Annotated in this window: 13 protein-coding genes; 7 read left to right on the top strand and 6 right to left on the bottom strand. The window is 52.4% G+C overall.

Annotation, left to right across the window (positions count from 1 at the left end; translation table 11 throughout):
* Positions 1-11: 11 nt before the first annotated feature.
* Both spo0A and AYW79_RS05990 read left to right on the top strand, forming a co-directional pair.
* Positions 12-821: a sporulation transcription factor Spo0A gene (spo0A, locus tag AYW79_RS05995; protein ID WP_067563151.1), complete on the top strand. Its 810-nt coding sequence runs from the start codon at positions 12-14 to the stop codon at positions 819-821.
* Between the two features lie 141 nt (positions 822-962).
* On the top strand, positions 963-1157 hold the full coding sequence (locus AYW79_RS05990; protein WP_067952908.1) for a hypothetical protein: 195 nt from the start codon (positions 963-965) through the stop codon (positions 1155-1157).
* 72 nt (positions 1158-1229) lie between these two features.
* On the opposite strand, the gene AYW79_RS05985 is transcribed toward AYW79_RS05990, so the two are convergent.
* Positions 1230-2126, bottom strand: a complete 897-nt coding sequence (locus AYW79_RS05985) for a PhzF family phenazine biosynthesis protein (protein WP_067952910.1) — start codon at positions 2124-2126, stop codon at positions 1230-1232.
* The gene (locus tag AYW79_RS05980) at positions 2123-3127 is read right to left on the bottom strand and encodes an NAD(P)H-quinone oxidoreductase (protein ID WP_067563144.1); all 1005 of its coding nucleotides are present in this window, start codon (positions 3125-3127) and stop codon (positions 2123-2125) included. The genes AYW79_RS05985 and AYW79_RS05980 overlap by 4 nt, the downstream gene beginning before the upstream one ends.
* An 89-nt stretch (positions 3128-3216) precedes the next feature.
* Between AYW79_RS05980 and AYW79_RS05975 the strand changes: the two genes are divergently transcribed.
* Both AYW79_RS05975 and AYW79_RS05970 read left to right on the top strand, forming a co-directional pair.
* A complete protein-coding gene (locus AYW79_RS05975) occupies positions 3217-3960 on the top strand; it encodes a sugar phosphate isomerase/epimerase family protein (RefSeq protein ID WP_067952912.1) in 744 nt (247 codons plus the stop codon).
* Positions 3961-3968: 8 nt separating this feature from the next.
* Entirely contained in the window at positions 3969-4739 is a 771-nt protein-coding gene (locus tag AYW79_RS05970; RefSeq protein ID WP_067563141.1) for an SDR family oxidoreductase, read from the top strand.
* Positions 4740-4772: 33 nt separating this feature from the next.
* Here AYW79_RS05970 and AYW79_RS05965 read toward each other — a convergent pair whose 3' ends face one another.
* The 4 genes from AYW79_RS05965 to AYW79_RS05950 all read right to left on the bottom strand — a co-directional run bounded on the left by AYW79_RS05965 (position 4773) and on the right by AYW79_RS05950 (position 8350).
* Positions 4773-5186, bottom strand: a complete 414-nt coding sequence (locus tag AYW79_RS05965; RefSeq protein WP_067563138.1) for a hypothetical protein — start codon at positions 5184-5186, stop codon at positions 4773-4775.
* 169 nt (positions 5187-5355) lie between these two features.
* On the bottom strand, positions 5356-6324 hold the full coding sequence (locus AYW79_RS05960) for a sugar phosphate isomerase/epimerase family protein (protein ID WP_067563135.1): 969 nt from the start codon (positions 6322-6324) through the stop codon (positions 5356-5358).
* A 72-nt stretch (positions 6325-6396) separates the two neighbouring features.
* On the bottom strand, positions 6397-7911 hold the full coding sequence (locus tag AYW79_RS05955; protein ID WP_269449048.1) for an MDR family MFS transporter: 1515 nt from the start codon (positions 7909-7911) through the stop codon (positions 6397-6399).
* A gap of 28 nt (positions 7912-7939) precedes the next feature.
* Entirely contained in the window at positions 7940-8350 is a 411-nt protein-coding gene (locus tag AYW79_RS05950) for a hypothetical protein (protein WP_143216159.1), read from the bottom strand.
* A gap of 122 nt (positions 8351-8472) precedes the next feature.
* Here AYW79_RS05950 and AYW79_RS05945 point away from each other — a divergent pair, with 122 nt between their 5' ends.
* The 3 genes from AYW79_RS05945 to AYW79_RS05935 form a co-directional block, all read left to right on the top strand.
* Positions 8473-9810: an MFS transporter gene (locus AYW79_RS05945; RefSeq protein WP_197460938.1), complete on the top strand. Its 1338-nt coding sequence runs from the start codon at positions 8473-8475 to the stop codon at positions 9808-9810.
* Between the two features lie 123 nt (positions 9811-9933).
* Positions 9934-11055 carry an o-succinylbenzoate synthase gene (gene menC, locus AYW79_RS05940; protein WP_067563125.1) on the top strand — a complete coding sequence of 374 codons (1122 nt, stop codon included), beginning with the start codon at positions 9934-9936 and terminating at the stop codon, positions 11053-11055.
* A gap of 125 nt (positions 11056-11180) precedes the next feature.
* Positions 11181-12266: ATP-dependent helicase (locus tag AYW79_RS05935; protein WP_231884535.1), on the top strand; the 1086-nt coding region annotated here is incomplete at its 3' end.

Raw genomic sequence — 12266 nt, 5'->3', positions numbered from 1 at the left:
GCTCAGTCATCGTGGAAAGCATACGTGTACTCATTGCAGACGACAATCGGGAGTTTGCCGATCTGTTAGTGGATTATATCGGTGAACAAACCGACATGGATGTCGTTGGCGTCGCAAACAATGGACTCGAGGTATTATCCGCCATTGAAACCATTCGTCCGGATGTCGTCGTTCTTGACATCATCATGCCAAACCTCGATGGAATCGGGGTGTTGGAGCGTTTAAACGCAAATCGTAGTGTGCCACTTCCAAAAATCATTATGTTGACCGCGTTTGGGCAGGATCGTGTTACGCGCAAAGCGCTCGACCTTGGCGCACTGTACTATGTCATCAAACCGTTTGATCTTGATGTCCTTGTGAGCCGCATTCGCGATGTGGCCACATCGTATTCGCCATCGGGGAGAATGTCCAAAACTTCAGCGTCAGAATTTGAGAGTCGCCCTACATACGGAACGACAAGACCTCGTACGCTTGATCAACTGATTACGACGATCATTCACGAGATCGGCGTACCCGCACATATCAAAGGTTATCAATACCTACGTGAGGCCATAACGATTGTATACGACGATGTCGATATTCTCGGATCGGTCACAAAAATTCTTTATCCTAAGATTGCTGGCAAATACAGTACGACGTCTTCGCGTGTGGAGCGAGCGATTCGCCACGCGATTGAGGTGGCGTGGAGCCGTGGGAATACGGAGTCCATCTCGCGAGTGTTTGGGCATACGATCAGCACAAGCAAGGCCAAACCGACAAACTCGGAGTTTATCGCGATGGTTGCCGACAAATTGCGCATGGAGATGTACACCGCAGTTTAGCGCATAAGTATCCTACCTCGCAGTGCACAGGTTGCGCGTGTCGTCGCGCTACAATGATTCCCTCTCGCGCGATGCATAGGGAGTGCTCCATTCGCGCATGCTATGTCTTGCGTACCACGGATGAGAGAGGGGATGGTTCCGTTGAACGAGTACCATATGCGCAAAGCTGGACGAGAGTTTTCCAAAGGCGCGCACAACGCACAAGACAAAGCTCAAAACGGGCAGATGTTGAATGCGGCAGGTGAAGCGATTAGCGGAACGGCGAATGCTGCCGTCGAGCTTGGAAAAAGTGCAGTCGAACGCGTCTCAGCTGTTGTAAACCCGGATCATCGCTAGTGAACGCAATGCGCCGCTCTCCATAAGGGGGGCGGCGTTTTTGAGATATGCCTTGGATGGTTAGAAAAATGCTTAGGGTCGTGTGAGGGTACCGCGATAGACAGGTGTGACTTGTCCACCGACCTGGATCAGGTAGTTTTCTGCTTTACGCTCTCCTTCAAGGTAGAGCAGACTTGGACGTTTTAAGGCGTATCCCTGTTCGACAGTGGCCCGAAAGTGCCCCTGCCTCTTTGCGTCATACTTGCTTAGATAGGCACACAGGCAGCCGTTTGCGCTTCCTGTGGCAGGGTCCTCAGAAACGCCCAATTCTGGTACGAACACGCGAACGTGATAGTCGTGATGATCGACTGTCTCTGCTGTATAGATGAGAAAATTCGGGAGTTCTTCTCCACGAAAAGCATCTTCAAGAGCGGCTTCGTAAATTCGCGCGCGTTGTGCCCCCGCAAGATGCTTTAAGGGGACAATTAAAAAGGGCAATCCGGTCGACACAATTTGAATCGGCATTGCATCATCGATATCATCTTCTGTCAGTGACAAAATGGGCGCGATCGCTGCGCGCGAATACGTTTGCAAAAAGCTCGGCTGGTTCTGTGTCATCACAAGTTGGCGCAAACGATCGCCATCATACCTCAAATCAACAGGGATGATCCCCACTTTCATTCGCAGATTGACCGAGGGAAATGCCTGTTTAAGGAACTCCTGTTGAAAGACATAGGCTGTCCCAAGGGTGGGGTGACCAGCGAATGGAATCTCTGCGGCGGGTGTAAAGATGCGCACATCTACAGTCGGAACACCGTCGATGGCGGTGATCGAATCGGACATCATAAAAGTGACTTCTGATAAATTCATCTCACGCGCAAGCATTTGCATCGTTTTGTCGTCATACGACTCGCCCTTGAGAAAGACGGCGAGTGGGTTGCCTGTATACAGCCCCATGTCAAACACATCAACACAAATAAAATCTGTCACGGTCGATTCTCATCTCCTCTCCCTATAGTTAGCACAATCTTTCCGATGTTTTGATTCGTCTCCATGTACGCATGCGCAGCGGCGGCGTCACGCCAATCAAACACACGGTCGACAATTGGTCTTAGGACGCCCCTTTCAAACAGCGGTGTGGCATAAGAGAAAAAGGAGCGCGTCAACGCGATCTTTTGTTCCTGTGAACGCGAGCGCAGCGCTGTCCCCAAAATCTGTAGGCGCTTGCGCAAGAGGTATCCGAGATCGACATTTTGCGCGATGCTACCTCCCATGGTTCCGATCAAAATAAGTTTGCCGTCAAATGAAAGCGAAGCAAGGTTTTGTGAAAAGTAAGGCTCCCCGATGAAATCAAAAATGATATCTACGCCGCGACCATTCGTAAATGTTAGAACAGCCTCCACAAAAGAGCCATCGTGGTAATTGAAAACCCTATCCGCTCCGAGTTCTTTGCAAAACGATCGTTTTTGCGAAGAGCCAGCAGTGATCATGCAGTTCCCATTCATCTGTTTCACGAGTTGGATCGCCGCCGTTCCTACACCGCTTGCACCTGCGTGAATCAAAATGGATTGACCTGGCTGAAACTGTCCCAACCAGACGAGATTTGAATAAGCGGTCAAAAAAACTTCCGGTAGCGCCGCCGCTTCTTCAAAGGTAAGCCCACTCGGGATGTGTGCGAGCATATCCTCGTGCACAACCACCTCTTCTGCGTAGCCTCCACCAGGCAGGAGGGCGCACACTTCATCTCCCACAGTGACAGCTGTCACCCCTTCGCCTAGCTCGCATACGACTCCGGACACTTCTAATCCGAGAATCTCGGATTCTCCGGGAGGAGGTGGGTATAACCCGCGCCGCTGAAGAAGGTCTGCGCGATTGAGCGCTGTTGCGCGCACTGCCACGCGCACGTGGTGTGGGCGAAGAAGGGGAGGGTCACACGTTACCATCGTCAATACGGATGGCTCGCCAGGTTCTTTAATACCGATTGCGCGCATGAAATCGCTCCTTTGTCATACATTGCCATGAATCTATTGTATACTAGATTCTAATGAATGAACCATGATGGTATACGGGAGGATTTACGTTGAAACCAGGCATCCAGCTCTATACGTTGCGCCAACAAATGGAAAAGGACTACCTTGGAACACTCGCGCGCGTCGCCGAGATTGGTTATCGGGATCTTGAATTTGCAGGCTATGGCGGATTTTCGGCAAACGAATTGCGCGAGCATTGCCACGAATTGGGGTTAACGCCGCGCTCCACGCATATCCCGTTTGACCAATTGAACGAGGATGAGATGGCATACGCGAAGACACTCGGGGTATCCTATCTTGTCTGTCCTTGGTTATCCCCTGAGATGCGCACATCGATACAAAGCTTTGAACGCGTGGCAGATCGTCTGAATGAGGTTGGCGAAAAGGTGAAGTTGTACGGCCTGACGCTGCTTTACCATCACCATGATTTCGAGCTGACCATGAAGAATGATGCGGGTCAGACTGCGCTCGACGTGATGCTATCGCGCGTCCCGGCAGATCGACTAAAACTTGAAATGGATGTTTACTGGGCAGAGTACGCAGGGTATTCAGCCATCTCACTCCTTAAGACATACGGTGACCGCTGCGTGGCGCTTCATGTAAAGGATATGAGCGCGTCAGAAGATCGGGAATACTGCGAAGTGGGCGCTGGTGTACTTGATTTTGCAGAAATCTTTTCTGTAGCCCCGCACATTGATGCGCACTTTGTGGAGCAGGACCAGTGTCCCGGCGATCCGTTTGTCAGCATTGCGCAAAGTTTTGCCTATTTAAAAGACACATTACACGCATTTTAGGAGGTTTTATGAAACGTCCTGTGGTCGTGATTACAGGGGGAGCAAACGGCATCGGCCGCTGCTTGTGTGAGACCTACCTTGATGAGGGGTACGATGTCGCGATTCTAGATCAAGATGAAGAGGCGTGCGCTGAACTGATTGCTCAGGTTTCCAAAAAAGAAAATCTGTATGTTGAGTGTGGAGACGTCTCCTTGGAGCAGGTGGATCAGCGTTTTATTGATGAAGTCATTCATCGTTTCGGGCGCTTGGACATATTGATCCACAATGCTGGCATTGGGCACAACGCATCGCTGTTCGAGCGCCCGATTGAGGCGTTTGATCGTGTCATGGCAGTCAATGTTCGCGGGGCTTATCTGATGAGCTCGCTTTGTGCGCCTTACTTGGGGCTAGCCAATCCTGGTCGCATTATACTCATGGCATCCACGCGCGCGCTCATGTCTGAACCGAACACAGAACCGTATTCCGCTTCAAAGGGTGCAATCGTATCGCTTACGCACTCCCTTGCCGTGTCACTCGGTCCGCGCGTTTTAGTAAACGCCGTCAGTCCGGGGTGGATCGAGGTGTCTGAATGGCAAAAAGAAAGCAGGCGCTCCACCCCTGTTCATCGGGAGATCGATCGCATGCAACACCCGGCAGGGCGCGTAGGCACACCACACGATATCGCGCGCGTGTGTCTTTTTTTGACGGCCCCTGAAAATTCGTTTATCACGGGAACCAATCTCGTCGTCGATGGCGGCATGACGATCAAGATGATGTATGCGCCAGACGATGAAAGTTAGCCTATCGCGTGCGCGGTAACGCTTGTGTGGCGGTCAATTGCCGTTGTCATCTCCGCCGTAGGATGTCGCAGGCCGTGCGGCGAGCTGCGCGTCGGCGCGAGATAGCGCCGCTTGGTACTGACTGAGTCTTGTGCCATAGAGTTGCTCAAGGGTAGACACATTATGATGGTTGCTCGCAATAAGTGTTGTTACTTCGTTTCGCAGTGTATGATTTTCATCGAGCAGTCGTTTGAGCGTCAGCGAGGCGGCATTGATGACGGTGAGTGATTTTGAGGTGGCGACGATATCTTCACGCAGTTGCAATGGATCACTGGATTCTGTGACTGAAGATGTGTGACGAGGCGGTGCGATGTACCCTGGCGCTTTCAAGATGTAGTGTGTTCCATAGAGCATTCCGGTGACGCCAAGCGCGATTAGAATAGGAATGCGCCCTGTTGCAATCATCATTTGAAACATCCTCCTTTGATAAAGTGATCGTAGCATGGCGAAGCGTTGCGAGAACACTGGCTATTTTTAGGTTTCGCTCATTGTTGACCTTTTTTGTCGTAAAATGAAAATACGTCTCGCGCGGGATGGAAAATCTCGCCTGAGACGTATTCCTGTTGTGTGATTCAGCCTACGTCCACCAGATGGTTTCCAGACGTTCGCGTATCAATAATCCGTTTAAGAAAGACGCTGCCTTTAAAAATCCTTCTTCAAGCGCCATCAGACTGTCTTCGTGTTCAATGCTAACGGCACCCGTGTAGCCGACCAGTTGCAAGGCACTGATGATGTTGCGCCACGTCTCTTCGCCGTGCCCATAGCCCACCGTACGAAAAATCCAAGAGCGCTCCAATTCGTTTCGGTAACTCTTGGTGTCAAGCACACCGTTTTGACTCATATTTTCGCGGTCAAAGCTCGTATCCTTCGCGTGGACGTGGAAGATTGCATTCGCTTTGCCCAGTGTTTTGATCGCGGCGACGGGGTCCATTCCCTGCCAGAAGAGATGGCTCGGATCAAAATTGACCCCGATGCGCGGCCCACACGCGTTGCGCAAGCGCAGCATGGATTCGGTGTGATAGACGACAAACCCTGGATGCGCTTCGATTGCGACGCGCATCTTGTGAGCCTCTAGAAAATCGTGTTGTTTTTTCCAGTAGGGGATGACCTTCTCTTCCCACTGCCACTCAAGAACCTTCGCGTATTCCTCAGGCCATGGGCAGGTCACCCAAGCAGGGTTCAGAGAGTGGTCTGACTCACCGGGACACCCAGAGAATGTGACAACCGTATCGACACCGAGCATTTCAGCGAGCAGCACCGCTTGTTCAAACTGGCGATGGTGTTCCTTGGCAACTTCAGTGTTTGGGTGCAGCGGATTGCCGTGTACACTAAGTGCGCTGATCGAGAGTCCACGGGACGTAATCGCGTGCATGAACGCATCGCGCGCGCGCTCGTCCACAAGGAGTTGATCGGGATCGCAATGCGCTTTGCCAGGGTATGGTCCACAACCGATTTCTACAGTTTGCAGTCCAGCGCCAACAATCAGGTCGAGCGCCTCTTCAAATTTTCGATCTCCAAACAAAACTGCAAATACGCCGAGTTTCACAAACATCTTCCTTTCGATTTCTGGTCATCTAGAATGAGGGTGTCACTCTGCGCGAAAGCGCAGGGGAACGGATCAGGCAGACGTTTTAGATGGCGAATGCATCTGCTCTGGGAACTTTGTAGGCAAAAAGAATGTGAGCACAAATACGATGATGGACACTGCGATGACCATGATGAATACCGCGTGTAATCCATCATACAACACAGCGCGCATCGACTGCACGAAGGATGCATTAAAATGGGATGCGACCGCAGGGTTGAGCAATCGCCCGAGCGTTCCGGCGTTGCCGTGCGTCACGCGAAAGAGTGCGGGATTCATCAATTTTTTTGCCACTGTGTCATTCAGCCACAGGCCAAAAAGTGCAATCCCGAGTGTCTGTCCGATGTTTCGCATAAACTGATTTGTTCCAGTTGAGGTGCCCCTCATTTGCCAATCAACCGCTGACTGCACTAAGATCGTAAACGCGGTAAAGGCAAAACCAAAACCGAAACCGACGATGACCATGATTAGAATAAACGGCCACTGGCTTGTCCCCATGGGCAACAAGGAGAGCCACGCACAGCCGAGAACGAGAAGGAATGCGCCGAGGACGCTCGTGATGCGCGGCCCGATGCGAAACATGATCCGTCCGCCTACAGCGGCGCCAAGGGGCCACCCAATGGACATTGGCGTGAGGGTGAGACCTGCGCTGGTTGCGGATTGTCCCATGATCCCTTGTACGAAGAGCGGTATGTAAACAGACATGGCAATGAGCATCGCCGCACCAAAAAGACTCGCGAGGTTGGCGATCGCAATGCCTGGCAAGTGAAAGAGAGAAAGCGGAAGCATCGGTTCTTTCGCGCGCGACTCGACAAAGAGAAAAAGCGCGAGGAGAACTGCGGAACTCGTCAGCAACACAATCAGCAAAGGCGAGTTCCAGGCGAGGGTTTGCCCTCCACTCAAAATGGCGTACAGCAAAGATGAGATGCCGCAAAGAAAGAGGAGCGCGCCGAGTATGTCGATACGGTGACTCTTTCGCTCGAATTTCTCGTGCAGAAAAAACCACAATAGAGCAATGGAGACGATGCCAATCGGAATATTGATATAAAAGATCCAGCGCCATGAGATGACATCGACGAAAAAACCGCCGACAAGAGGTCCAACGACACCGGAAATCCCCCACACGGCGCTAAACAGTCCTTGGATGCGCGCCCGCGCTTCCCCTTGATAGAGGTCGCCAATAATGGTGAGGGTAATCGGAAAAACGGCACCCGCTCCAATTCCCTGAAACGCGCGAAACAGGATCAACTCTACCATCGTTTGGGAAGCGCCAGAGAGGGCGGAACCAAGCAAAAACAGGATCGTTCCAATCGTAAAAATAAGTTTTCTACCGTAGAGATCAGACAATTTCCCGAAAATGGGCGTCGTTGCAGCGGTTGTCAGCACATAAACGGCAAACACCCAACTGATCAATTGAATCCCGCCTAAATCACTCACAATCGTCGGCATGGCTGTGCTGACTACCGTGTTGTCCATTGCTGTCAAAAAGGTTGCTACCATAACGGCAATCGTGACACTTCGACGATTGGTCGGGCGCATACTCACCATCCTTTCTCATCCACAGAGCGATGATTACCTAGTGCAGCGAGACGCGTATGATTCCGGCATAGACATCAAGCGTATGCCCAATCAGTTCAAAGTCAGGTTTGTCGGCAATTGCCGTGCGCATGTCTGCGAGGGATGCAAAGAGGGTTCGATTGATAAAATACAAGGTTGTCTTCTCGTGGGAAAGTTCGATTTTTCCAATGAAGTAATGCTTGCCGTTCGGGGTGACAAACACGTCGAGCACGGCAATTCTGCCTTTTTCGTCATTCATTCGAAGTTTGTGATGGATTGCGCGCAATTCCGCGTGAACGTTGCCCCGCGCTTGCGGGAGTAAAAGGTTGTCATAAAGGGGGTGCATCACTTCTGCAAACGCGGAGCCGGAGACGAGAAGGAGAGAGAGGACAGGGAGCGCGGCCAAGGCCGTGCGAAATTTTTTAGTCACCGGCAACACCTCCACAAGAACATTTCCCTCGGGTTGACTTTCTAGTAGAATTATCCTTTGAAATGAACGTTTTGACAAGTTCCAATCACAGTTTGGTTAAATGCAAAGGGGCGGTGTCACGCGTGCGTGTCGTCATCGAAACATGGCGGGGGATCGGTCGCCTGAATCCAGTGGCGAAGACCCTGATCCTGACTCGCTTCATGCGCAGCATCGCACAAGGCGCGATGGGGGTGGACTTTACCCTCTATTTGCGCGCGCGTCACTGGAGTGCGCCTGAGATTGGTCTTTTGCTCATGGCGGGTGGTCTCATCGGATCTCTGCTCAGCCTTTGGATCGGTATTTCAAGCGATCGCGTCGGCCGCCGTCGTTTTCTTCTCGTTTATGAAGCTGGACTCGCCCTTGGAACGCTTCTGGTCATCCTCGTTCCGAGCGCCACGTTGCTCGTGCTGGTGGGTGGGGTCTTTGGCTTTGGGCGCGGCGCCAATGGCGCTTCAGGACCGTTTGCCCCCGCAGAACAGGCGTGGCTGGCTCAAGTGATCGACACGAAGCGGCGGGGGAGTGTGTTCAGTGCAAACGCAGGACTACAGTTTGCCGGGATGGGCGTAGGGTCACTCTTGGCGGCCGGACTGCCCCATGTTTTGCCGGTTAAAAATGGTGTGATGTCTTATCTTCCCCTCTTTTTCTTGACGTTGCTCGTCGCGGTGATCAACGCGGTGCAAATTTATCGGATGAAAGAGGTACGCGCAGACACCCAATCGTCAACCGGTGCTGTCAATCGGTCTCACCAGGATGAGAAAATACTCGCCGCGCGCGGCTCTACGCTTGAAGATCAGATTTTTAATAAATTTGAAACACTTCCTGACGCAGCAGAACAGGAGCGCAGCGCGCGCCGTCGCGAGAATGGGGCACTCTTGCGCCTCAGTATTGTCAATATGATCAACTCGCTCGGAGTAGGTGTGATCGCGCCACTTTTTCCGTATTGGTTCAATGTAAAATTTGGCGTAGGTCCGGAAGCGATCGGTCCCGTCTATGCAGTGACCTTTTTCCTCACTGCCGCATCATCGCTCCTTGTTGGCAGGCTCTCGCGAACCTACGGGTTGATGCGCGCAGTCGTCATTCCGCGCATCGCAGGTCTTGCGCTTTTGATTGCGATTCCATTTTCGATGAATTTTTCTGTCGCCGCGGTCTTATACGTTCTACGCTCGATCGTCAATCGAAGCTCGGTCGGTGCGCGTCAAGCGTTTGGGGTAGGTCTCGTGCGTGATTCGCGAAGGGGGTTTGCAAGCAGTTTAAACGCGATTTCCTGGACGGTGCCAGCCGCGTTTGGACCAGCGCTTGGCGGTATGCTCATCGGTATAGGATCGCTTGCGGAACCGTTTGTCGCAGCGTTTGCCCTGCAACTCGCCTATATTGTGCTCTTTCCACTCCTCCTGCGACGATACACGACAGAGGCCGTGTGAATGGTAAGTCGGGGCTACAGTTGGCGCAGAACAGCTGGGTGTTCAAAAAGCAGTCTGCTTGGGCGGTTTGCTGTAACAACGTCAAATTCGATGAACGCCAGATGAGAGTGGAGAGGAATTTTTGTGCGTATTAAGCATGGGACGCTGCGGCGCTTGCAGATGCCGTTGCGTGAACCGTTTGTCACATCGTATGGACGAGAAGACGCACGCGATCTCATTCTTGTTGAGATAGAGACGACAGATGGAGCGATAGGGATTGCAGAATGTGTCGCAGGACATCTGCCACTCTATACAGAAGAGACGACAGACGGCGCGTGGTTTGTCCTGCGTGATGTTCTTTTGCCGATGCTGCGCGGTGTGACTGTCGCCACGCGCGCAGATCTCTCATGCGTGAGCGACCGCTTTCGGTCGGTACGCGGGCACGCGATGGCAAAGGCGGCGATCGAAATGGCGCTTTGGGATGCATTTTCTGCTGAACAAGGAATCCCCCTTCGAAAACTTCTCGGCGGCACAAAGCGTCATGTTCCAGTCGGGATCAGCATCGGCATGCAGTCGAGCCGGGAGCAGTGGATCGCGCGCGTGAGCGATTCTCTCGAACAGGGCTTTCAACGTGTCAAGGTCAAAATTGCCCATGGTCACGATATTGCGGTCTTGCGCGCACTGCGCAACGCGTTCCCGACACTCTCTTTGGTGGCAGACGCCAACAGTGCATATACGCTTAACGATGTTGAGATTTTGCGACAGTTTGACGCGTTGGAACTGGCGATGATTGAGCAGCCGCTCGGTTGGGATGATTTGATTGATCACGCGGCGCTCGCAAAAGAAATTCGCACGCCAATCTGTCTTGATGAGAGCATCCGCAGTGACGACGATGCGCGCAAGGCAATCGCGATTGGCGCGTGCCGAGTGATCAACTTGAAACCAGGGCGTGTAGGCGGGTTTGCCGAAGCGCTGCGCATCCATGACCGCTGTGTGGCGTCCGGTGTCACGCTGTGGTGTGGCGGGATGCTTGAAACGGGGATTGGGAGGCTGCATAATCTCGCGCTTTCAAGCCTGCCCGGATTCAGTTATCCGGGAGATATGGCGCCAAGCGCGCGCTATTTTCGTGAAGATTTGATCGACCCTCCAGTCGCATTCGCGCACACCGGACACATGGCTGTAGAAGACCTTTGCGGCGTGTATTCGCGCGTAGTCGCGTCACGTGTTCTGCGTGTTCAGTCGGACGTGAGCGTGGTGCCGTTTTAAAAAAGTGGATCATGGGTTGCGCGCTTTTGTACGCGATCATCGCGCACATTCCTGCTTTTCGATTCATTGCCATCCGTGATAAGCTCATGTACGTTTTCTAGCGCTTGATGTACGGAGGAACAGGCATGCCGACGATGACAAAGCAACTCGACGCAGATCAACTTCTCGCTTCTCTAAACGATCCGCAACGCGAAGCGGTCGTGACGACCGATGGGCCGCTACTCTTGCTGGCAGGCGCGGGTTCAGGCAAAACGAGCGTAATGACACGGCGCATCGCGTATCTGACAAACGTAAAAAAACTAGACCCCTGGAATATTCTAGCCATCACATTTACAAACAAGGCTGCGCGTGAAATGAATGAACGCGTGCGGCAGTGGATCGGTGACGCGGCGGATGACATGTGGATGTGCACGTTTCACGCGATGTGCGTAAAAATTTTGCGACGCGAGGCGCGCCACCTCGATTTTACACCCACCTTTACCATTCTTGACGCGGACGATCAAGCGTCCATGATCAAGCAGTGTATGCTCGATCTAAACCACGACATCAAGAAGTATGACCCCGCCTCTGTGCAGTGGATCATTTCTGCCGCAAAAAATGAGTTGCTGACGCCGGCGACGTTTGTAGCGACCGGAACTCGTCCTGTCGACACAATCGTGCGCGGCGTATTTGCGGCCTATGACCATCAGTTACGCCGCGCTAACGCACTTGATTTTGACGATCTAATCGGTAAAACGGTTTCACTGTTCGAGACGTTTCCGGATGTTTTAAAAACATACCAAGAAAAATTTCTCTACATTCACGTCGATGAGTATCAAGACACGAATCGCGCGCAGTACCAGCTGATTCGCATGCTCTCAAAAGAGCATCACAATGTGTGTGTCGTCGGGGACGCCGATCAGGCGATCTATCGCTGGCGCGGCGCGGATCGCGCGAATCTTGATTATTTTGAGCGCGATTTTCCAACGCGCAAAATGATCAAACTGGAGCAGAATTACCGCTCGACAGATACGATTTTGAAAGCGGCCAATGCGGTCATTCAGAACAATCAGAACCGCGTGGAAAAATCACTGTGGTCAACGAAGGGCACGGGTGAAAAAATCGCGGTGTACGCGGCGCAAGATGCAGAAGATGAGGCGATTTACGCACTCTCAAAGATTCAGGCGCACGTCGGGGAAGGTGGACGTTTTTCGGATTGCACGGTGCTATAC

Source organism: Ferroacidibacillus organovorans, from assembly GCF_001642725.1.
In the GTDB taxonomy this organism is placed as follows: Bacteria; Bacillota; Bacilli; order Alicyclobacillales; family SLC66; genus Ferroacidibacillus; species Ferroacidibacillus organovorans.
Note: the sequence above shows the minus strand (reverse complement) of the source record. Positions and strands in the feature narration are given on the sequence as shown.